At 48.3% G+C, this 22,454-nt stretch carries 23 protein-coding genes; 22 read left to right on the top strand and 1 reads right to left on the bottom strand.

Annotation, left to right across the window (positions count from 1 at the left end; translation table 11 throughout):
* Positions 1-281 precede the first annotated feature (281 nt).
* From J2Z66_RS14735 to spoVM, 19 genes are all read left to right on the top strand, one after another.
* Positions 282-473 carry a hypothetical protein gene (locus J2Z66_RS14735; RefSeq protein WP_209972192.1) on the top strand — a complete coding sequence of 64 codons (192 nt, stop codon included), beginning with the start codon at positions 282-284 and terminating at the stop codon, positions 471-473.
* Between the two features lie 406 nt (positions 474-879).
* Positions 880-1,710 (top strand): diaminopimelate epimerase, encoded by an 831-nt coding sequence (dapF, locus tag J2Z66_RS14730; RefSeq protein WP_209972191.1) that lies wholly within the window; start codon positions 880-882, stop codon positions 1,708-1,710.
* An 80-nt stretch (positions 1,711-1,790) separates the two neighbouring features.
* On the top strand, positions 1,791-3,692 hold the full coding sequence (locus J2Z66_RS14725; RefSeq protein ID WP_209972190.1) for a bifunctional homocysteine S-methyltransferase/methylenetetrahydrofolate reductase: 1,902 nt from the start codon (positions 1,791-1,793) through the stop codon (positions 3,690-3,692).
* 28 nt (positions 3,693-3,720) lie between these two features.
* Positions 3,721-4,605, top strand: coding sequence for a YicC/YloC family endoribonuclease (locus J2Z66_RS14720; protein WP_209972189.1), 885 nt, complete (start codon positions 3,721-3,723; stop codon positions 4,603-4,605).
* Between the two features lie 35 nt (positions 4,606-4,640).
* Positions 4,641-4,901 carry an extracellular matrix/biofilm regulator RemA gene (gene remA, locus J2Z66_RS14715; RefSeq protein ID WP_009672664.1) on the top strand — a complete coding sequence of 87 codons (261 nt, stop codon included), beginning with the start codon at positions 4,641-4,643 and terminating at the stop codon, positions 4,899-4,901.
* The gene (gene gmk, locus J2Z66_RS14710; RefSeq protein WP_209972188.1) at positions 4,891-5,529 is read left to right on the top strand and encodes a guanylate kinase; all 639 of its coding nucleotides are present in this window, start codon (positions 4,891-4,893) and stop codon (positions 5,527-5,529) included. The genes remA and gmk overlap by 11 nt, the downstream gene beginning before the upstream one ends.
* A gap of 2 nt (positions 5,530-5,531) precedes the next feature.
* Positions 5,532-5,750: a DNA-directed RNA polymerase subunit omega gene (gene rpoZ, locus J2Z66_RS14705; RefSeq protein ID WP_209972187.1), complete on the top strand. Its 219-nt coding sequence runs from the start codon at positions 5,532-5,534 to the stop codon at positions 5,748-5,750.
* 59 nt (positions 5,751-5,809) lie between these two features.
* Entirely contained in the window at positions 5,810-7,072 is a 1,263-nt protein-coding gene (gene coaBC, locus J2Z66_RS14700; protein ID WP_209972186.1) for a bifunctional phosphopantothenoylcysteine decarboxylase/phosphopantothenate--cysteine ligase CoaBC, read from the top strand.
* Entirely contained in the window at positions 7,072-9,609 is a 2,538-nt protein-coding gene (gene priA, locus J2Z66_RS14695; protein WP_209972185.1) for a primosomal protein N', read from the top strand. Before coaBC ends, priA begins: the two co-directional genes overlap by 1 nt.
* 43 nt (positions 9,610-9,652) lie before the next feature.
* A complete protein-coding gene (def, locus tag J2Z66_RS14690; protein ID WP_209972184.1) occupies positions 9,653-10,138 on the top strand; it encodes a peptide deformylase in 486 nt (161 codons plus the stop codon).
* A complete protein-coding gene (gene fmt, locus J2Z66_RS14685) occupies positions 10,135-11,115 on the top strand; it encodes a methionyl-tRNA formyltransferase (RefSeq protein ID WP_312894560.1) in 981 nt (326 codons plus the stop codon). Before def ends, fmt begins: the two co-directional genes overlap by 4 nt.
* A gap of 38 nt (positions 11,116-11,153) precedes the next feature.
* Complete coding sequence (gene rsmB / locus J2Z66_RS14680) at positions 11,154-12,644, top strand: 16S rRNA (cytosine(967)-C(5))-methyltransferase RsmB (RefSeq protein ID WP_376774403.1); 1,491 nt, start codon at positions 11,154-11,156, stop codon at positions 12,642-12,644.
* Positions 12,645-12,748: 104 nt separating this feature from the next.
* Complete coding sequence (gene rlmN / locus J2Z66_RS14675) at positions 12,749-13,792, top strand: dual-specificity RNA methyltransferase RlmN (protein ID WP_209972182.1); 1,044 nt, start codon at positions 12,749-12,751, stop codon at positions 13,790-13,792.
* A gap of 15 nt (positions 13,793-13,807) precedes the next feature.
* Positions 13,808-14,569 (top strand): Stp1/IreP family PP2C-type Ser/Thr phosphatase, encoded by a 762-nt coding sequence (locus tag J2Z66_RS14670; protein ID WP_209972181.1) that lies wholly within the window; start codon positions 13,808-13,810, stop codon positions 14,567-14,569.
* 6 nt (positions 14,570-14,575) lie between these two features.
* Entirely contained in the window at positions 14,576-16,759 is a 2,184-nt protein-coding gene (pknB, locus tag J2Z66_RS14665; protein WP_209972180.1) for a Stk1 family PASTA domain-containing Ser/Thr kinase, read from the top strand.
* The gene (gene rsgA, locus J2Z66_RS14660; RefSeq protein WP_209972179.1) at positions 16,759-17,682 is read left to right on the top strand and encodes a ribosome small subunit-dependent GTPase A; all 924 of its coding nucleotides are present in this window, start codon (positions 16,759-16,761) and stop codon (positions 17,680-17,682) included. Before pknB ends, rsgA begins: the two co-directional genes overlap by 1 nt.
* A gap of 4 nt (positions 17,683-17,686) precedes the next feature.
* Complete coding sequence (rpe, locus tag J2Z66_RS14655) at positions 17,687-18,337, top strand: ribulose-phosphate 3-epimerase (protein ID WP_209972178.1); 651 nt, start codon at positions 17,687-17,689, stop codon at positions 18,335-18,337.
* Positions 18,338-18,355: 18 nt separating this feature from the next.
* The gene (locus J2Z66_RS14650; protein ID WP_209972177.1) at positions 18,356-18,595 is read left to right on the top strand and encodes a hypothetical protein; all 240 of its coding nucleotides are present in this window, start codon (positions 18,356-18,358) and stop codon (positions 18,593-18,595) included.
* Between the two features lie 207 nt (positions 18,596-18,802).
* Positions 18,803-18,883, top strand: a complete 81-nt coding sequence (gene spoVM / locus J2Z66_RS14645; RefSeq protein WP_209972208.1) for a stage V sporulation protein SpoVM — start codon at positions 18,803-18,805, stop codon at positions 18,881-18,883.
* Between the two features lie 59 nt (positions 18,884-18,942).
* Here spoVM and rpmB read toward each other — a convergent pair whose 3' ends face one another.
* A complete protein-coding gene (gene rpmB, locus J2Z66_RS14640) occupies positions 18,943-19,131 on the bottom strand; it encodes a 50S ribosomal protein L28 (protein WP_209972176.1) in 189 nt (62 codons plus the stop codon).
* Between the two features lie 281 nt (positions 19,132-19,412).
* On the opposite strand from rpmB, the gene J2Z66_RS14635 reads away from it, so the two are divergent.
* The 3 genes from J2Z66_RS14635 to J2Z66_RS14625 are packed head-to-tail and all read left to right on the top strand — an operon-like array spanning position 19,413 to position 22,450.
* The gene (locus tag J2Z66_RS14635; protein WP_209972175.1) at positions 19,413-19,772 is read left to right on the top strand and encodes an Asp23/Gls24 family envelope stress response protein; all 360 of its coding nucleotides are present in this window, start codon (positions 19,413-19,415) and stop codon (positions 19,770-19,772) included.
* Between the two features lie 19 nt (positions 19,773-19,791).
* On the top strand, positions 19,792-21,567 hold the full coding sequence (locus J2Z66_RS14630) for a fatty acid kinase ATP-binding subunit FakA (protein ID WP_209972174.1): 1,776 nt from the start codon (positions 19,792-19,794) through the stop codon (positions 21,565-21,567).
* A 25-nt stretch (positions 21,568-21,592) separates the two neighbouring features.
* A complete protein-coding gene (locus tag J2Z66_RS14625) occupies positions 21,593-22,450 on the top strand; it encodes a fatty acid kinase binding subunit FakB (protein WP_209972173.1) in 858 nt (285 codons plus the stop codon).
* Positions 22,451-22,454 lie beyond the last annotated feature (4 nt).

Below are 22,454 nucleotides of genomic sequence, written 5' to 3'. Positions count from 1 at the left end.
TATTGTTATCCATGGTTGGCTCCTTTTTGTGAGTGGGTGATGGATAACACGTCACCTCTTACATTAGGAGCTTTTCTTGTTTTTGTCCATGAAAACATCATCATAATTTACCTTATTTAGTAAATTATTCTTCATTACATTTCATGTCAGATTCAATGCATGCTTAATGTGTTTTTCATCGTTAAAGCAAGTGTTCCAGGTCAATCCGTCCCGTTAATGATGATTTTCATCGTTAAAAGAGGAAGAATGGCCTCTTCAGGGGGTTAAAAGGAATTTTAACGATGATTTTCATCGTTAAAGCAAGGTTGTGGAGAGGACCAGTGCTTTTAACGATGAAAATCATCGTAAAAGTAGCAGATACTCTCGGTTGTGAGCGCTGGCGGGAGCATTCTTCAGTCCCAGCGGCTTGGCCAGCGGGCCGCTGGGAAATCCCCTCCGATCGAGAGAAAAAACCTTGCTTGCAGTCCGTTTGAGCTTGGTGTTCGTGCGATTTGTGCGATTGTAGCTAAAGAGAGGGAATGGCTGTGGGCGGAAGCGCGGAAGCGTCCGCCTTTAAAGATTTGTTCCTACCTCCTCATGTATACCATTCAAGGGAACAAATCTTTAACAGCGGCTGGAGCCCACAGCCATTCCCTCCGCAACGCACCCAAGTCACGAACACGCACATCAAAGGACGCCGCAAGGTGGTTTTTCTTAATGAGATTCCGTCAGAATGAGCCGTCTAAGCAGCTCAAGCCACACATGCTTACACTAAAAATGAGTAAAAATTCCAGTTTCCATGTTGATTCTGACAAAGTACTACTCTTTCTTCTCTCAATGCGTTATGATTATGGGTAAAGCCGTTTTCATATGTTTTCATATAAGGAGAGTTAGGACCTGATGAATTTCACAAAAATGCATGGACTAGGCAATGATTTTATTGTTGTAGCAGGAGAGGAAGAGCTTCCTGCGGGAGTAGACCAGACTGCCATTCAGCTGTGCAACCGTTACTTCGGGATTGGCGCAGATGGCTTGGTCTTTATTTTGCCTTCTGAAACCGCGGATTTTAAAATGCGTATTATTAATTCAGACGGCTCCGAGGCCGAGCAATGCGGGAATGCGATCCGTTGTGTATCCAAATATGTATATGATCACAAGATGATTAATAAACAGGAGCTGACCATTGAAACCATCGGTGCCGGTGTGCAGAAGGTTCAGCTAAACATAGAGGATGGCAAGGTGGCGGCCGTTCGTGTAGATATGGGAGAGCCCGTACTGCAAGGCCTGCAGGTTCCTACGACTGTGGATCAGGATGTAGTTATGGATCATCCTGTTGTTGTGGACGGTCGTGAATTCCGTTTTACGGCAGTTTCCATGGGCAATCCACACTGCGTTATTTACGTAGACGATGCGGTTAATTTTGATCTGGGTGTCTGGGGGCCAAAGCTTGAGGTACATCCCATGTTCCCAAAAAAGATCAATGTGGAATTCGTCACTGTCAAAAGCCGTGATTTCACGGATATGCGGGTTTGGGAAAGAGGCGCAGGTCCAACGCTGGCTTGTGGAACAGGGGCTTGCGCGACGCTTGTATCCTCTGTGTTAAATGGGCTTACGGATCGTAAAGCGACTGTTTCTCTAAAAGGCGGAGACCTTCATATCGAATGGAGCGAAGCCGATAATCATGTTTACATGACCGGTCCGGCTGAAGAAGTGTTTAAAGGAGTTTTGTAAAAGAAAATAATTTTATTACTAATAACCTTTCCTTCATAGAGTTAGGGAGGTTTACTATAGTTATTAGGTGGCGAAAATAGATGAGAACAGATCTTCGGAAAGCGCTGCAAGAGCGTATTTTAACCGGCGACGGCGCTATGGGGACTTTTTTATATCAAATGGGATTCCCGGTCGGCATCTCCTTTGAGGAGCTGAACATACTTCAGCCTGATACGATTGAAGGCGTCCATCGTCGCTACTACGAGGCAGGCGCGAGACTCATTGAGACGAATACGTTCTCGGCTAATCGGGAAAAGCTGTCCAAATATGGCCTTGAGAAGCAAGTGGAAGCAATCAACCGCGAAGGTGTACGGCTTGCCCGCAAAGCGGTCGGCGATGATGCTTATGTTGTTGGAGCTATCGGTTCTATCCGCTCCGGAAAACGCAAAAACGTACGTACGACCCAGGTTGAGAAATCGCTGAACGAGCAAATTAATGTGCTGCTGGATTCGCCTGTAGACGGCCTGCTGCTGGAAACCTTTTATGATTTGGAGGAGCTGCTGCTTGCGCTTAAGCTCATTCGCAGCTTAAGTAATTTACCTGTCATCTGTCAATTTGCAACAGAGGGTACTGGCAGCACGCAGGATGGAATTCCGCTACAGGATGCATGCGAGAGATTGCGTAGTGAGGGGGCCGATGTGATTGGCTTCAACTGTCGGGTAGGCCCGAATGGCATTCTGCGTACGATGGAGAAGCTGACACCGCTTGAAGGCGTGCCTTTCTCCGTATTTCCTAACGCAGGGCTGCCCGACTACGTCGACGGGCACTACTCATACGCGGCTACGCCTGCTTACTTCGCTGAGAGCGCGCTGCGCTTCGCCAGCCTAGGCGCCCGCATTATCGGCGGCTGCTGCGGCACAACGCCTGAGCATATCGCAGCTGTCGCGCAGGCGCTTAGCAGCTTTGTCCCTGCAGAGGCGTCCCAGGTGGACGCCTCCAGGCAAGCCGCTGCGCCTGAGCTGAAGCCGCTGCGCATTCAGCCGCCGGTGCTGGCTTCTGCGTCAGCAGCGCCAGCTGCAGGGCCAACGCTGCTGGACCAGGTCCGGCAGCGGCCTACCGTTATTGTCGAGCTGGATCCTCCTAAGGATCTAGACATTGACAAATTTATGCAGGGCTCGAAAGCCCTGCAGGAAGCTCATGTCGACGCCATTACGATGGCCGACAATTCGCTTGCGGTGACGCGCATGAGCAACCTGGCACTCGGCTACCTCGTGCAGGATAAGCTGGGTGCGCGTCCGCTCATTCATATCGCGTGCCGCGACCGCAACATGATCGGAACACAGTCCCATCTGATGGGCTTGCATGCTCTGGGCATCGATCATGTGCTTGCCGTCACAGGCGATCCCGCTAAATTCGGGGATCTTCCTGGCGCCAGCTCAGTTTACGATCTTACTTCCTTCGAGATCATCCGCATGATCAAGCAGCTTAATGAAGGCATTTCCTTCTCAGGCAAGCCGCTGAAGAGAAAAGCTAACTTTATCGTCGGAGCGGCGTTCAATCCGAATGTGAAATATTTGGATAAGGCTGTCAAACGGCTGGAAAGAAAGATCGAAGCGGGTGCCGATTACATTATGACGCAGCCTGTCTATGATCCTATCCTTATAGAGCAGATCTATGAGACTACAAAGCATCTGGATGTACCGATTTTCATAGGTATCATGCCGCTTGCCAGTGGACGCAACGCTGAATACTTGCATAATGAGGTTCCCGGCATTGAATTGTCTGCTGATGTCCGCAGCAGGATGCATGGGCTTGATGGAGAGGCTGGACGCGCTATGGGCGTGGAGATTGCCAAGGAGCTTCTGGATGCTGCCATGCAGTATTTTAATGGAATCTATTTGATGACTCCCTTCTTACTCTATGAGATGAGTGTGCAGCTAACGAACTATGTTTGGGAAAAGTCGAGCCGTAGTGATTTCCACTTGTACCCACTTTCAAAATGAATTAAAATAGGTTATGGATGTGATCAGAATGCTTCCAAGTATGACCGGCTTCGGACAAGCGAGCCGCAGCTTTGCAGGCTATAAGGTGTTTATCGACGTTAAATCGGTCAATCACCGTTATTCGGAAGTCTCCATCCGCATGCCCAAAGAATGGGCTTGTTATGAAGACTCCATGAAGAAGACCATACTGCAGTCGGTCAAGAGGGGACGAGTGGATGTATTCGTTACGGCAGAACGGGAAGCTGCTTCGCACAAAGCTGTTTCCGTAGATTGGACATTGGTAAACGCTTATATGGGCGCTTCGGAGCAGTTAAGACAGCGATATGGATTTACGGAGAGCCTGTCTCTTGCAGAATTGCTTCGTATTCCTGATCTGATACAGCTTAAAGAAGAGCGGGCCGAGCCGGATGAACAGCTAAAGATGGAATTATGCGGTTGTCTGGAAGAGGCCGTTATGGCACTAACGAGCATGCGGCTGCGAGAGGGCGCCTATCTGAAGCAGGACATTAAGGAACGACTGGAAAACTTGATCACGTTTCATGCGGGGCTGCGCAAGCATGCCTCAAGTGTGGTCAAAGAGTTTGCGGGCAAGCTTCGGCAACGCATTCAAGAGCTGCTGCAGGAGCAGACTCCAGTTGATGAGAATCGTCTTGCTGCAGAGATCGCTATCTTCGCAGACCGTTCTAATATAGATGAGGAGCTAACCAGGCTGCACAGCCATTTCGAGCAGTTCAAACTGCTGATTGACTGTGGAGAGCCTGTTGGCAGAAAGCTCGATTTCCTGATCCAAGAAATGAATCGTGAAGTTAATACGATAGGCTCCAAAGCCAATCATTCGGAGCTATCATCTAGAATCATCGACATGAAGGCCGAATTAGAGAAAATGAGAGAACAAATTCAGAATATCGAGTGATGCCGATATGCGGCTTTCATGAGGAGGAAGTTTGAATGGCTATCAAATTAATTAATATCGGGTTCGGAAATATCGTATCGGCGAACCGCATTATTTCGATTGTGAGTCCGGAATCGGCTCCGATCAAGCGAATTATTCAAGAGGCTCGTGACAGACACATGCTGATTGACGCTACATACGGAAGAAGAACCCGAGCCGTCATTATTACTGACAGCGACCATGTCATTTTGTCGGCGGTACAGCCTGAGACGGTAGCACATCGACTTTCCAACAAGGACGATGATCATGACGAGTAATACGAACACGTTAGACCGCGAAAGAGGCATACTGATCGTATTATCCGGGCCTTCCGGTGTAGGCAAGGGGACGGTATGCGCCGCTCTTCGCCAGGTCGCACCGGAGCTCGTATACTCAGTGTCAGCTACGACCAGAGCCCCACGCCAAGGAGAAATCGAAGGCGTGAATTATTTCTTCAAAACGAGGGAACAATTTCAGCAGTTAATTGAAGCTGATGAGATGCTGGAATGGGCACAGTATGTAAATAATTATTATGGAACACCCAAACGCTTTGTTGAGGATGTACTTCGTTCCGGCAAAGATGTTATACTGGAGATTGAGGTTCAGGGAGCATTGATGGTGAAGAATAAATTCCCAGAGGGTGTATTCATCTTCCTGCTCCCGCCGTCCCTGGATGAGTTGCAGAATCGTATCGTTACACGAGGAACGGAATCGGATGAAACGATCCGCAGCCGCATGTCAGTGGCTCTTGATGAGATGCGTCTTATGGAGCATTATGATTATGCCATCGTCAATGATCATGTGGAAACGGCTTGTTCCAAGATTCAAGCGATTCTTGCCGCTGAGCATTGCAGGCGGGATCGTATTTTCCCAAAAATCGTCCAATGGATAAATGAGGTGAACTAAACATGTTATATCCATCTATTGACAAGCTGCTTGACAAAGTTGACAGCAAGTATTCATTGGTCGTAGCTGCAGCGAAGAGAGCAAGAATGCTCCGCGATGGAACGAAGACCGAATTGAAAAACCAAAAAGCAAACAAAAATGTAGGTATTGCTCTGGAAGAGCTATATGGTGAATATATTAGTTATGAGAAGGTAGAACACAAAGAACTGGTCAAGAGATAAAGTGTATCCGACAACCCTTGTGGTTGTTATTTTTTTCTGGAGAGAAAGGGGGATGCATCATGTCGAACCTGCAAGGTAAAACCATAGTGCTCGGCGTAAGTGGTGGCATTGCTGTTTACAAAGCAGCGGCACTTACAAGCAAACTCGCACAGCTTGGTGTAAAGGTGCGGGTGATTATGACGGAGTCGGCGGCTAAATTCGTCGCCCCGCTGACGTTTCAAACATTGTCCCGCCATCCTGTGTTCATCGATACTTTCGAGGAGAAGGATGCATCTGTCGTATCTCACATTGATTTGGCCGATAGTGCCGATCTGGTCGTCATCGCTCCTGCAACAGCGAACGTTATAGCCAAGCTGGCACTTGGATTAGGGGACGATATGCTGAGCACGACTCTGCTCGCTACAATGGCGCCAATTATGGTGGCTCCTGCCATGAATGTGCATATGTACGGAAATGCTGCCGTTCAATTAAATATGCAGACCCTGCGCAGCCGCGGTGTTCACTTTATTGAGCCTGGTGAAGGGCAGCTTGCTTGCGGCTACGTAGGAAAAGGCAGGCTGGCAGAGCCCGAAGAGATCGTGCAGGAAATTACCCGTTATTTTGCGCAAAAAAAGGAATGGCACGGCAAACGGGTGCTTGTAACCGCTGGCGGTACTGTGGAACGAATTGATCCTGTCCGTTACATAACCAACGATTCATCGGGTAAAATGGGCTATGCCATTGCCGAAGAGGCAGCCCGCCTCGGCGCGAACGTGACGTTAATATCGGGTCCTACGGCGCTACTGGTGCCTCAAGGTGTTGAGCTTGTGCCGGTTATTTCCACTCAGGATATGTTTGATGCTGCAATGTCTGAGCTTGAGAGAGCAGATGTTGTCTTTAAAGCGGCAGCTGTTGCTGATTATCGGCCAGCGGTCAGAGCAGAGCGGAAATTGAAGAAAAAAACGGAAACCCTGACTTTGGAGCTTGTTAAAAATCCGGACATTCTAGAGGAAATCGGATCACGCAAAACGAAGCAGTTTGTGGTCGGATTTGCCGCGGAAACTGACCGGTTGGATGAATATGCCATGGACAAGCTGAAGCGTAAAAATTGTGATTTATTAGTAGCCAATGATATTTCCCAAGAAGGGGCCGGCTTTGGAAATGATACGAATATAGTTCGTGTATACGGCTCTGACGGATTGATTGAGTCTCTGCCGCTTCAAAGCAAGAAGGAAGTTGCCCGCAGGCTTCTGGCTATAGTAGCCGAACGGCTTCCGGCTGTACTTGCAGGCAGAGCTTCTGAAAAAGGCATAACTAACGTCAAACCGATAGGTACCCCCTAATGTTTGCTAAGGTCATCGTTGATGTCCCTGCCAAGCAAACGAACCGTGCTTTTGATTACATAGTTCCACCAGCGTTAAAGGCCTGGGTAGAAGTTGGCAGCCGTGTCACTGTTCCCTTTGGTCCAAGGGTGGTACAAGGCTTTGTAGTCGAGCTGCATGAGGAAACAGATGTAAAAATTGAGCGTTTAAAATCGATACAAAGCGTACCTGATTTGGTTCCTCCGCTAACCGTGGAGCTTGTAGGTCTTGCTCACTGGATGAGTCGGACCTATTTGTGTCATGAGGTAACGGCGCTTCAGGTTATGCTGCCTGGTGCGCTGAAAGCCAAATATGAGCGAGGTTTGCAGGTAGGCATAGAGCCGCAAATGGGTTCCCTGCTGGAGCTGCCCGAGCGCCTCGCTATCCTGGATTTTGTCCGATGCAAAGGAACGCTGTCCATGGAAGCGCTGATGGACCGTTTTCCGCATGAGGGCGCTGCGATTAAGGATATGGTGCTAAGCGGGGCTTTGGTCGAGGTTCAGATGATGAAAGACAGGATTAGCATGAAGAAGGTGCTTACGGTGTTTCCACCGAAAGAAGTGGACAGTCTGGTAGAGGCTGGGGAGAAGCTGCCCGCTAAAGCCCGTAAACAAAAAGAAGTGCTGGATTATCTGAGTCTGCATCCTGATCCGATCCGTCTTACTGAGCTTATGGAACTGATTCAGGTCGGAGCGGGTACAGTTAAAGCACTCGCCGACCGTGGACTTATCGAGCTTAAAGAGATCGAGGTTATGAGAGATCCTTACGCCGGCCGCACCTTTGCCAGAACCATGCCTTTGCCTTTAACGGATGAGCAAAGTACAGTGTATGCGGAAATTCGCAGCGCAATCGTAGAGGGGAAACCGAGTGTGTTTCTACTTCAAGGGGTAACAGGCAGCGGGAAAACAGAAGTATATTTGCAGTCGATACAGCAGTGTCTTGAACTGGGGAAGGAAGCGATTGTGCTTGTTCCGGAAATTTCTCTGACCCCGCAAATGGTCGAGCGCTTTAAAGGACGTTTTGGAAACGAAGTAGCCGTTCTGCACAGCAGACTGTCCCAAGGGGAACGTTATGACGAATGGCGCAAAATTATGCGCAAGCAGGTGCGGGTTGTTATTGGTGCGAGGTCTGCTGTTTTCGCGCCTTTTCAACGATTAGGGCTTATCATTATTGATGAGGAGCATGAATCCTCCTACAAGCAGGAAGATAGCCCCAAATATCACGCTCGGGAAATTGCCGTGCAAAGAGCAGAGAATAACGGTGCTACGGTTGTGCTTGGCTCCGCTACACCATCGCTTGAAAGTATTCATCGAACGAGTGTACTTCCGGATCATGGGACGACGGAATCTCCTTCCTATAGGCTGTTAACGATGAAATCACGTGTAGAAGGAAGACCGCTTCCAGAGGTATTTATTGTCGATATGCGGGAAGAACTGAAGAATGGCAACCGTTCGATGTTCAGTAAGGCGCTGCATCACGCGATTGAGGAAAGGCTGCATAAGAAGGAACAGATCGTTATGCTGCTGAACCGCCGCGGCTACGCTACCTTTGTGATGTGCCGGACCTGCGGATATGTATCCTCTTGCCCTCATTGTGATATCTCGCTTACGTACCATCAGAGCACACGGATGCTTCGCTGTCATTATTGCGGCTATGCAGAGCGAGAGGTGAAGCTGTGCCCAAGCTGCGGGTCGGAGCATATTCGTCATTTCGGAACAGGAACGCAGCGTGTGGAGGAGGAGCTTGGCAAGCTGTTTCCCGGCATTCGGGTTATACGGATGGATGTGGATACGACCACTGAAAAGGGGTCGCATGAGAAGTGGCTGACGATGTTCGGTCAAAAGCAGGCAGACGTGCTGCTCGGCACTCAAATGGTAGCCAAGGGACTGGATTTTCCTGATGTTACTTTAGTAGGGGTGATTGCAGCAGACACCAGCTTAAATATTCCCGATTTCAGATCAGCGGAACGGACCTTTCAGCTTTTGACTCAAGTGGCCGGGAGGGCAGGCAGGCATCAGAAGCTGGGCGAAGTATATGTTCAGACCTATACACCGGAGCATTATAGTGTGCAGTGTGCAAGCAGACATGATTATAATTCTTTTGTTACAGAAGAGCTGCACAGCCGTATTCGTCTGGGTTACCCGCCCTATCAGCGATTGATTCTGGTTACCTTTTCACATGAACAGGCGCCGTTTCTGATCAGAGCAGCTGAGGCCTTTGCCGTTAGACTAAAAGAGCTCATCGAAGATGTGCAGAGAAAGCAATCTACTGAAATGCTGCTTAGTCTGGACGGGTTTGAAGAGCCGCAAGCTGCTGATTTTTCGATGGAAGTATTGGGGCCTGTCGCTTCACCCATTTCAAGGATCAAAGATAGATATCGTTTTCAATGCGTGGTAAAATATCGGGGGGACGGATTAGCTGTGGAGCTGGTTGGTAAAGCGGTTGCTTACTTCGAGCAGCAAAATGCCAAAGAAAAGCTGCAGATCAGTATTGACGTGGACCCGCAGTATTTGATGTAATGAGTAAATAAATATATTAAGACTGATAGAGGAAGGTGCTCCTTTGGGTATTCGAATCATTGTTAAAGATCCAGATCCCGTGCTGCGGGAAAAGGCAAAGCAGGTCACGAAATTTAATTCAAATTTGCATAAGCTGCTGGACGATATGGCAGCTACTATGTATGATGCACCAGGTGTAGGTCTGGCGGCTCCACAGGTGGGCGTTCTCAAGCGGGTCATCGTGATGGACGTCGGCGAGGAAAACAGCTTGATCGAGATGGTGAATCCGGAGGTCATAGCTTCCAGCGGAGAGCAGACTGGCCCTGAAGGATGTCTTAGTATTCCCGGACTTCGCGGAGATGTGAAGAGACCCCTGAATGTAACCGCAAAGGGTCAGGATCGTTACGGGAATGATATTGTGATTGAAGGCTCGGAGCTTTTGGCCCGCTGTATTTTACATGAGATCGATCATTTAAATGGTGTGTTGTTTACGGACTTGGCACTTAAGGTGTACAGGGAAGAGGACGAAGAAGAGGAAGATGCCGAGTGAAGATCATTTTCATGGGCACGCCTGAGTTTGCAGTACCGTCCCTTCAACTGCTGATCGAAGAAGGCTATTCCATTGTTGCTGTAGTTACCCAGCCTGACCGGCCAAAGGGGCGGAAGCGCATTTTGACACCGCCCCCCGTGAAGGTGGAGGCTGAGAAGCATGGCATTCCGGTGCTGCAGCCGGAGAAGCTGCGCCAGGCTGATTCTGTGGAGCTGCTGCGAGCGTTCCAGCCTGATTTAATCGTGACTGCCGCTTATGGGCAAATCTTGCCTAAATCGGTTCTGGATCTGCCTGCGCATGGCTGTATTAATATCCATGCTTCGCTTCTGCCCAAATATCGGGGCGGAGCACCGATTCATTATGCGGTTATGCAGGGTGAACCTGTTACTGGTGTAACCATTATGTACATGGCAGAAGGCCTGGACACAGGAGATATGATCAGCAGGGTGGAAGTGCCTATTGCGGATTCGGATACAACCGGAACGATGTTTGAGAAGCTAAGTGCAGCGGGTGCGGGATTGCTGAAAAGCACCCTGCCTGAGCTTCTGGAAGGCCGCATACAGGCTTCTGTGCAGAATGAAGCGGATGCTGTCTATTCACCGAATATTAAGCGTGAGGATGAGAGGATCGATTGGTCCCGCTCAGCGTTGTCTATTTTCAACCAAATTCGTGGTTTGAATCCTTTCCCGGGCGCTTACACGACATGGAACCATGAGGTTATGAAAATTTGGGCCAGCCGCAAGCCGGAGCCGGCAGGAGAAAGAGAATCGAATGACGGCTTGAAGCGGGATTTACCCGCTGGAATGCCAGTGCCCGGAACTGTGCTGCAGAGCCGGCCAGAAGGCATTGAGGTGAAGACCGGAGACGGTACCCTTTGGCTGACCGAAATTCAGCCGCCAGGCAAAAAGGCGATGGAGGTCGCACAATTTATTAAAGGCTCCAGCATCCCGGACGGAACTGTGCTCGGTTCTCAGTAACCGTAACGCTTTCGTTCCATATGGAAGAGGTTTTTCTATTGTCCAAGCATACAAATAGCAGCACTGGAGGCAGACAAGCATCAAGCTCCGGTGCTGCAGGCACCACAAGTCATACAAACAAGCCAAGTAAGTCAAACAAAACAAATAAGCTGACGGTTAAAGACAGCACATCCAAGCACTCTGCACGCGATGCAGCCCTGGATGTGCTTGTTAGAGTTGAAGAAAATCAGTCCTATAGCAATTTGCTTCTCAACCAAACCTTGCAAAAATATACTTTGGAGCGGGCTGATACCGCACTTGCTACTGAGCTCGTGTATGGAACCATTGCCCGACTCAATACGCTGGATTTCTTCCTTGAGCGTTTCGTGGCTAAAGGGTTGGGAAAGCTGGAGCCGTGGGTGAAATGCCTGCTTCGGCTTAGTCTGTATCAGTTCATGTATTTGGAACGTGTTCCGGATCATGCTGTTGTCAGTGAAGCCGTTAATATCGCCAAACGCCGAGGACATCAGGGAATATCGGGAATGGTCAATGGGGTGCTGAGAAATGTGCTGCGTAGTAAGGAGCAGCTTGTTTTGCCGCCGCAGATGGGCGATAAAAAGCGGATTGCGCTGCTGCACTCTCATCCGGATTGGCTGGTAGGGCGCTGGATCAAGCAGTTCGGCCCTGAAGTGACGGAGCAAATATGTGCGGCTAACAATGAAGCCCCGCATGTCAGCATTCGTGTCAATACAATGAAGTATAGCCGTGTAGAGCTGCTTGAGCAGCTGCGCGAGAGCGGGATTAGCGCAGAGGCTTCCATGCTGGCGCCAGCCGGTATTCTTGTTCGCGGTGCCGGTAATATGGCGATGGATTCACGCTTTCAAGAAGGAGCTTTCTCCATACAGGATGAGAGCTCTATGCTCGTTGCTGAAGCGGTTGATCCTCAGCCTGGCATGAAGGTTCTGGATTGCTGCGCCGCTCCTGGTGGCAAAACGGCTCATATGGCAGAGAAAATGCATGATAAGGGCAGCATTCAAGCTTGCGATCTTTATGAGCATAAGCAGCAGCTTATTGAAGCTCAGGCAAGGAGGCTTGGACTTGCTTCTATTCAAGCATCCGTCTTGGACGCTACGAGGCTGGAGGCACATTTTGCAGAGGAATCCTTTGATCGCATCCTTCTGGATGCCCCCTGCTCAGGACTTGGCGTCATCAGGCGCAAGCCTGATCTTAAATGGGCCAAGCAGGAGGCGGAAATCAAGGAGATCAGTGAGCTGCAGCAGCAAATTTTAAATCAAGTGCACCGCCTTTTGAAGCCGGGTGGAATTCTTGTCTACAGCACGTGTACACTTGAGGCCGAAGAGAATGAGGAGCAGGTAAAGCGGTTTCTGGCGGACCATCCCGAGTTTCAACTGACGCCATTTCCGCAGCAGACATTTGCCGATTCAGGAATCTCCGAAGCTGCGCTGCAGTCCGGATGCGTTCAGATTTACCCATATGAGTTCCACTCGGATGGATTTTTTATTGCCAGACTGAAGAAGCAGGACCGCTAAAGCAGAGGCTGAAACAAGAGGACTGTGTGTTCGGCTCTCATTTGTGTTAAAATACATAAGATTAACAAAAAAAGTTTTTTAAAAAGGTGCAGGTTGTGATAACTATGAAGCCGTTTGTTTATGATTTAACTTTAGAAGAGTGGCAGGCATGGATGAAAACGAACAGCGAAGCTGCTTTTCGTGCCGGGCAAGTGTTCGATTGGCTTTATGTGAAGCGGGTTCTCAGCTTCGAAGAAATGACGAATTTGCCAAAAGGCTTGCGAGATAAGCTCGCAGAGCAGTTTGAGTTCGTCACACTGCATGAAATCGCAAAGTATAAGTCACAGGATGGTACCGTCAAATTTCTGTTTGAGCTATCCGACAAGAATGCGATTGAAACAGTGATTATGAAGCACAGCTACGGCAATAGTATTTGTGTAACGACACAAGTAGGCTGCCGGGTAGGCTGTACGTTCTGTGCCTCGACGCTGGGCGGGCTGAAGCGCGATTTAACTGCCGGAGAAATTGTTGCCCAGGTGGTTAAGGCGCAAAAGCTGCTTGACGATGAAGAGGAACGGATCAGCTCGATTGTCATAATGGGAATCGGCGAGCCGTTCGAGAACTATGAAGCTACGATGAATTTTCTCAGAATAATGATTCATCCGAAGGGGCTTAATATCGGGCAAAGACATATTACTGTATCGACCAGTGGAATCGTGCCGAATATTTACAAGTTCGCGGATGAGAATTTGCAGGTGAATTTGGCGATTTCGATCCATGCGCCTAATGATGCATTGCGGTCCAAGCTGATGCCGGTAAACCGGAGGTTTCCTTTTAAAGACCTGATTGAGGCTTGTCAATATTATACAGCCACAACCGGTCGCCGGATTACGTTCGAGTATGCTCTTATGGGGGAAGTCAATGATCAGCCCGAGCATGCCGAGGAATTGGCCCAGGTGCTCAAAGCAATGCCGCTCAGCCATGTTAATTTGATTCCGGTAAATTATGTGGCAGAACGGGATTTTAAAAGAACGCCTAGAGATGATATTTTTATGTTTCAGCGGATTTTGGAACGAAATAAAATCAATGCAACCATACGCCGTGAGCAGGGCAGTGATATTGCAGCAGCCTGTGGTCAACTGCGAGCCAAGCATATGAAGAACAAGTAATGAGGTGAAACCGAAATGTTGATGGTGAGCCAAACGGATATCGGAAGGGTTCGTCTTGTCAACGAGGATCGTGCGGTTGTTCAGCAGGAGCTGAATGGGCTGTCGCTAGCTATCGTTGCAGATGGAATGGGCGGACACCAAGCTGGAGATATCGCCAGCCAGATGGCCATTGAAAGGATACAGGCAGGACTTCAGGTCGTTCGCAGCGAGATGTCTATCGAGGAGCGAAAGAGAAGGCTTATTCAAGCTATTGAAGCAGCAAATGAAACCATATTTGAGTTTGCAACCCAGCGGGAGAACTACCACGGAATGGGGACTACTGTGGTGGTGGTACTTGCTTCGCAGGAACTGCTGCTGATTGGTCATATTGGTGACAGCAGAGCTTACAAAATCAATAGTGAATCGATTCTTCAGCTAACAGAGGATCATTCTTTGGTGAATGAGCTTGTGAAAACAGGTCAAATTACTGCGGAAGAGGCGAGTGAGCATCCACGCAGAAATGTGCTGCTTAGAGCCCTTGGGACAGAACCAGGAGTAGAAGTGGACATTTATGAATACACATGGAAGCCCGGGGATGTTGTTCTTTTGTGTACGGACGGCTTAAGCGGTCTGATTGATGTGGACATGATATGGAATCATGTGAAGAAGGAAGCGAATCTTGAGCTTGCTGCACAACAGCTTATCCAAAGCGCGCTAGATGCGGGTGGAGACGACAATGTCACCGTTATTTTGCTGAAGCATAGTCAAGATATCGATACCGCTGAAGGAAAGGGGTGATGAGGATTGATCGGTAAAAAGCTCGGAGGAAGATATGAAATTCTGGAACGCATCGGCGGCGGCGGCATGGCGCTCGTATATAAAGGGCAGGATTTGCTGCTCCATCGTAAGGTGGCCGTTAAGGTGCTGCGCCAGCAGTATGTGCATGATGAGGATTTCATTCGTCGTTTCCGGCGCGAAGCTCAGTCGGCCGCTTCTCTCTCTCATCCCAATGTTGTCAGTATTTACGATGTCGGCCAGGAAGGCGACATTCATTACATTGTTATGGAACATATTGAGGGCACAACGCTTAATGATCTCATTAAGTTGAAGGCTCCGCTTCAGGTTGAGGAAGCTGTGCATTATGCAAGCCAGATTGCCGATGCACTTGATCATGCCCATCATAATGAGATTATTCATCGTGATATTAAGCCGCACAATATTCTTATCGGCAAGAACGGACGTGTGAAGGTAACAGATTTTGGCATTGCCAGAGCAGCTACTTCGTCTACCATAACACAAACAGGCTCTGTGATGGGTTCTGTGCATTATTTTTCTCCTGAGCATGCAAAAGGGACGAATGCTGGAGCGAAATCTGACCTTTATTCGCTTGGCATTGTCATGTACCAAATGCTTACTGCGAGGCTTCCTTTTGTCGGGGAAAGCCCTATCAGTGTTGCTCTTAAGCATCTCCAAGAGGACGTGGAGGAGCCGCGCAAAGTGAATCCGCTAATCCCGCAAAGCGTGGAGAACGTGATTCTGAAGGCGATGCGCAAAAAAGCAGATGAGCGCTATCAATCGGCGAAGCAGATGCTGGACGATCTTGAAACCTGCCTGCTGCCAGAGCGGCGTAATGAATCGAAGGTTACGTTCTGGGAACCTGAAGGCATGGATGAAGAGCGTACGATCGTCATGCCGGCTATTCGTGCCGATCAATTTGGCAGTCACTACGAGGAAGAGTCCGAGAGTCCTGTTGTGTCCAAAGCAGCCGAGGTAGAGCCTGTTAAGAAAAATGGCTGGGTTAAGCCTGTAATATGGATAGTTATTTTGCTGATCCTGCTGGCCTTTATGTGGTATTTGGTAGGCTTTGTGAAAGGTAAAATCACTACGGAAGAGGTATTCGTTCCCAATGTAACCACGATGACCTTGGAGAAAGCCGAAGCAGAATTGAAGGCTGTTAACTTGGAGTCTAGCGTTGTGCGTGAAAGGAATGAGCAACCTAAAGACATTGTTTTCCGCCAGGAACCGTTAGAGATGAATGTAAATGTAGGCAGTATTATTACTTTGTATGTCAGTGATGGACCGGAGAAGCCTAAATTAGAAAGCTATATTGGTCAAACTTTAAATGAAACCAAAGCGAAGCTTGTGGCGTTGGGTGTGAAGGATACGCAAATTGTCGTGAATGAGGAGTTCAGTGATGAACCACTTGGTACGATATTGGAACAAACGCCGACTGAGGGTGAAGAATTCGATCCTGCGACCGTAACCATTACGTTCAAAGTCAGTAAAGGGCAAGAGAAAATTGCTATGCCAGATTTAGTTGGATTAACTGAGGCTGAGGCCAAGAAGAAAATTGCTGATTCCAAGTTAAAGCTGGCTGCGGAAGGCATCAAACGTGAAAAGAGCTATAAGCAGCCGAAAGGCAAAGTAATCAAGCAGTTCCCTTATGAACCTGGCAGTGAAGTGTCTCCGGGTGCTGAGATTAGCAGTTTAATAATCAGCGATGGTCTGCCTGCGGAAGCGGGGCCGATTCTGGTCAGCGTACCGGTTAGCCCAGCGGAGGAAGGCAAATCCTCTTCCTACAGCATTATAGTTAGCGACGCACAGTACGATAACTACGAATACAGTACGAATTCGATCAATAAGACAACTTCAATTGGTGTGAATATTATCGTTTCACCAGACAGTAAAGCAGTGGTCCTGGTCAAAGTTGACGGAAAGCTGGTCAATACGATTACCCGCACTTACGAGGATTATCTGTTTGAGCAAAATGGCGGCCCGACAGAAACACCGACTCCTTCTGAGTCTGTTTCTCCAAGTCCAACACCAGTTAGCAGTCCAGCATCAACGGAAACCGAGATGCCGAGTGCAGATGCATTCAAAGGCCAGTATGCAATAGGTTCGCAGCATAGTTCCGTCATTACGGATGCAGTGGCTGTAAACCATATCAACGGTAATTTTCATCAGCTTGGGATCGGAGGCAGACTCTAATGCCGCAAGGTTGGATTGTCAAAGCATTGAGCGGCTACTATTATGTACTGCCTGAGCAAGCGAACCTCCACACGAAAGCGGTCATTCAATGCCGGGCAAGAGGCGTATTTAAGAAAAGAGGCATTTCTCCGCTTGTTGGAGATCAGGTCATTTATGAGCTTACAGAAAATGGGGAGGGGACGGTTACAGAAGTTCTCCCCCGCACTTCTGAGCTTATCCGTCCGCCGATGGCGAACGCAAAGCTGGCTGTATTGGTGTTCTCTGTAACGGAACCGGCTCTGAATCTTCAACTGCTGGATAAGTTTCTTGTGCATGTTGCTCATTCCGGTCTGGATGCCCTGCTTTGTTTCACCAAATATGATTTATTGGACTTCAATTCGTCAGAGCAAAATGAAGAGCTTAAATCTAAGCTTCATCAGGTATTTCAGCTTTATGAAACGATTGGTTATGAAGTTGTTATTACCAGTGCTAAACGAAAGCAAGGGATAGAAGAGGTTTCAAAGCGTTTGGCAAACACGATTAGCGTTTTTTCCGGGCAATCGGGTGTGGGTAAATCTTCCTTGCTTAATGCGATGAACAGCAATCTGGATATAGAAACCAATGCTATTAGCATGAAGCTTGGCAGAGGGAAGCATACGACCCGTCACGTAGAGCTTTGGCCGTTAGAGAATGGTGGGTTTGTTGCAGATACTCCTGGTTTTAGTCAATTGGATTTCATGGAGATTGAGGTTGAAGAGCTGAGCAGCTGTTTTAAAGAGTTCGCGGCGGTCGCTGAGGGATGCAGATTCAGGGGGTGCTTACATCTTCATGAACCGGATTGCAAGGTTCGTGATGGCTCAACAGAGGGCAACATCGCACCATCCCGTTATGAAAACTATCTAACGTTTCTTCATGAAATGAAGAATAGAAAGAAGAGGTATTAAACCGATGGTTATGATTGCACCTTCTATTTTATCAGCAGATTTCTCCAAGCTTGGAAGCGAGATTAAGGAAGCGGAGCTTGGCGGAGCGGATTGGATCCATGTCGATGTTATGGATGGACATTTCGTTCCCAATATCACAATTGGGCCAGCCGTGGTGGAAGCGATCCGGCCTCACACGAAGCTTCCGCTGGATGTGCATCTGATGATTGAGAATCCGGAAAGGTATATTGTTGATTTTATCCGGGCAGGTGCCGACTATGTCTCTGTACATGTGGAGGCCTGTAAGCATTTGCACCGCACGCTGCATCTTATTAAAGACAATGGTGCCAAAGCGGGGGTTGTGCTTAATCCGGCGACCCCTCTGGGCTCTATCGAATATGTATTGAATGCGGATATTGATCTTGTGCTGATTATGACAGTTAACCCTGGCTTTGGCGGTCAAAAGTTTATTCCTGAGATGCTAAAAAAAATTCGTTTATTGCGTGAGAAGGCAGTGAAGCTTGGTTTGGACGAGTTGCATATCGAGGTGGACGGCGGCATTAATGAAATGACTGCCAGACAGGTAGTAGAGGCAGGTGCCAACGTTCTGGTAGCCGGAAATGCTATATTTGGGCAGCCAAGCCGCGCGGAAGCCATCAGACGAATTCGGGGTTGAAAGGAAGCGGCGGAAGTTATGAGAATAACCTGGTTATTTATATATAGTGTCATCTGCGGTGCTTTGCTTACGTTCTATTCCAACATTCAAGATCTCAGCAAGTTTTTATTCAGTATTGGGGCAATCTACGCGGGAATTCGATTCTTTCGCCAATTTGAGAGCAAGAGCTTGCGGATTTGGTTTATTGTTCTTTCCGTGCTGCTGTATTTCATATTCAACATTGCTTTTGCTTTTTCCCAATATATGAAGAATATCTGAATATGCCCTGCATACATATGGTTACAAGAGACTTAGCGTTCTTGTAGCTTTTTTTTGTTCAAAGGCATGCACTGTCTTCAGCTTTGGGCATATCCTATGGTAACGTGAAAATTTGGTGACCTTGAAGATGCATTGCCGTATAGCAAAACTCAGGGCCAATGCTACGAAGTCAGTATTGTTAAAGCAAACTCTAAGGAGGGGTAGAGGATGAAGTTCTATACAATCAAGCTACCAAAATTTCTGGGCGGACTTGTTAAAGCCGTATTGAATACCTTCAGTAAACACTAAGGTTGGCTTCTTCTCCCCCATAAACGCAAAAAAAAGCACCGATGAGGTGCTTTTTGGCTTTACACGCGAGTTAATTTACCGGACTTAAGCGCGCGAGTACTTACATATACGCGTTTTGGTTTACCGTCAACTAGAATGCGAACCTTTTGGACGTTAACGCCCCAAGTGCGCTTGTTTTTATTATTAGCGTGTGACACGTGATTACCAGTGCCTGGTCCTTTACCTGTAATAAAGCATTTGCGGGACATGTTTGACACCTCCTTCGGTATTATACAAAGCAGCCTGGTTGGCAAGCCTGAGCTCGACATGACAGCTTTCGTCATTTGTTTTCATTGTAGTTATTGTTTCACCAGTTAAAACACACTTAAACATAATACCACAGCGTTAAGAGCCCAGTCAATGAATTCCTGTTTCTTTCCTGCTTCTTCGTTGCTTCTTTGTCGCTTCTTTGTCGTTGGCGTTTATTTATTTGGATGATTATAGTACAATAAGCTAAGACCCTACACCCATGTAAAGGAGACGGTGATCAGTGACAATCGAGCTTTCAACAGAATTCGGCAAAATATTTGTAACCAACGATGTGATCGCTACACTGGCAGGTTCTGCTGCCTTGGATTGTTATGGACTTGTAGGCATGGCCTCACGCAAGCAGCTAAAGGATGGCATCGCAGAGCTGCTGGGTCAAGGGAATTTGAGCCGCGGGGTTGAAGTGCGCCGTGAAGCGGATCGACTTGAAATCGATCTTTATATTATTGTCAGCTATGGAACCAAAATTTCAGTTGTGGCTAACAATGTGCAGACGAAGATCAAGTACATTTTAAATGAAGTAGTAGGTCTGCATGTAGATGATGTAAATATATTTGTGCAGGGAGTACGTGTAGCCCGCTAGGCACGAAGGAGAGTGCATCTTGAGTAAGCGCTTCAACTCGATAAATGGTAATGACTTCGCCCAAATGGTCTTCGCGGGTGCAGAAAACCTTCGCAGAAATGTGGATAGAGTTAACGGACTTAACGTGTTCCCCGTTCCTGATGGGGATACAGGTACAAATATGAATCTTACGCTTATTTCTGGTGTGGAGGAATTGAAGAAGAAGCCATCCTCGCATATTGGACATGTAGCAAACGCTCTTTCCAAGGGTTTATTAATGGGCGCGCGCGGGAACTCAGGAGTTATTTTATCCCAATTATTCCGCGGCTTCGCCAAGTATGTCCATGATTTCGATGAAGTGGATTCTGTACAGTTCGCTGCCGGTTTGCAGCAAGGTGTAGAAACGGCCTACAAGGCCGTAGTTAAGCCGGTTGAAGGAACGATTTTAACAGTTTCTAAGGAGGCCGCCAAGCAAGCTGTGTTGTTCAGGCGGGCAGCCGATGTGCTTGAGCTTATGCAAGAGGTGCTGGTAAAAGCTGAGGAGGCATTGGCCCGAACGCCAGAGCAGCTTCCTGTATTGAAGCAGGTCGGGGTTGTTGATGCAGGAGGACAAGGGCTAGTCTGCATTTATGAGGGCTTTGTAACAGCTTTGCGGAGTGGAAGTGGAAAATCCAATTTCACGGATAGCTTTATGAGTCCGGAAATTGGTTCAGGAACATATTCAGAAAGAGCTTCTTCCGCACCGCCGGCTTTTTCTGCAATGAATTTGGCCCAGGAAGCCCACCAGCTGCAGGGGAATCGTCCGGTACAGGCGCATCTGGCTACAGAGGATATTGAATTTGGATATTGTACAGAATTTATGCTGACGATTGCGCCGGGCAAGACGCCTGGACAGCCATTTGCCGAGGATATTTTCCGCAATCAGCTGGAGAAGCTGGGGGATTCGCTTTTGGTAGTGTCTGATGAGGAATTGGTCAAGATCCACATTCATGCCGAATACCCAGGTGAAGTGATGAATCTGGCGATGAAGTATGGCGACCTCAGCAGAATTAAAATTGAAAACATGCGCGATCAGCATACACATATTTTGGAAGGTACGGCGCATAGCGCGAGCCCGGGCGGCACGACAGCACCTGATCTGGCCAAAGAACCACTAAAGCCTTATGGCTTTGTTGCAGTGGCGATGGGCGAAGGTATTAAGGAGATTCTCACAAGTGTCGGCGTTGATGTAGTTTTGTCCGGAGGACAAACGATGAATCCGAGCACGGAGGATCTGGTGAATGCAGTGCAGCGTATCGATGCGCAGACTGTATTCATTCTGCCTAACAATTCGAATATCATCCTGGCTGCGCAGCAGGCTAAGGACATAGTGGAGGGCAAGACGGTCATCATTATTCCCTCCAAATCGATTCCGCAAGGACTGGCCGCGATTCTGGCTTTTCAAGAGAACTCGGAACCACTTGCCAATAGTGAAGCAATGACTTCCGCCATCGGACGCATTAAGAGCGGACAAGTCACTCACGCTGTACGGGATACACAGATGGATGGTATCGAGATTAAGCTCGGGCATTTCATAGGTATACACGATGGCCGCATTGTAAGCTCTGAGCCGGCGCTCATGGATGCAAGCAAAAGGCTGCTGCAGGATATGATTGAAGAAGGCTCCGAAATCGTGACTATTCTGACTGGTGATACAGCTAAGGAAGAAGACATGGAGGAGCTGGAAGCTTTTATCCAGGAGATGTACCCGGAGCTGGAAGTTGAGCTCCATTCCGGAGGGCAGCCAGTTTATCCTTATATTTTCTCAGTAGAATGAAATTTGATGGAAGGAGTGGGTTCAAGTGAGCAGCATTCGTATCGTCACTGACAGTACGGCAGATATTCCTTTAGCTGTACGGGAAGAGCTTGGAATAGAGATGGTTCCGTTGAAAATTCATTTTGGCAGCGAAACGTTCCTGGATGCAGTGACGCTGCAATCAGCATCTTTTTACGAAAAGCTGGTATCCACGGCGGCACTTCCTACAACTTCCCAGCCTTCTCCCCTTGAATTCATGGAGGTCTACAAAAGGCTTGCTGAAGAGCCAGGTACGCAAATCATTTCGATTCACCTATCGTCCGCGCTAAGCGGGACCTATCAGTCGGCTGTGCTTGCCGGAAACATGATGGAAGAAGAAAAGCTGGGCAAGGTGAATGTCGTAGATTCCTTATCAGCTTCATATGGGATTGGCGTATTAGCGGTAGCAGCGGCAAAAGCTGCAAGAGAAGGACACAGTGTAGAGCAAATACTGACGCTAATTCAAAATATCAGAAAAGATTATAAAATTTATTTCCTGGTCGATACATTGTCCTATTTGCAAAAAGGGGGACGAATCGGCAAGGCATCTGCAGTACTAGGCTCGCTTCTTAGTATTAAGCCCATTCTTTCAATCGACAAAGATGGCGTTGTGGCCGCGATTGATAAGGTGCGGGGGCAGAGAAAAGCGATGGCCCGCATTATTGAGCTTATGCAGGCGGATATTCCTGGCAAAGCACTGCATCTGGTTATCGCCCATGCCAACAATCTGGAGGCGGCAGATCAGCTTCGCGGGCTGATTGAAGACAATTTTGAAGTGCTAAGCGTGGAGTATATCATCCTAGGTCCGGTTATCGGTGCCCATGCCGGACCAGGAACTTCGGCTGCGTTCATTAAACCGGTGTAGCGCA

Origin of the sequence: Paenibacillus eucommiae, assembly GCF_017874215.1 — a bacterium.
Classification (GTDB): domain Bacteria; phylum Bacillota; class Bacilli; order Paenibacillales; family NBRC-103111; genus Paenibacillus_AI; species Paenibacillus_AI eucommiae.
The sequence above is the reverse complement of the archived record's forward strand: the minus strand, read 5'-3'. Positions and strand labels throughout refer to the sequence as shown.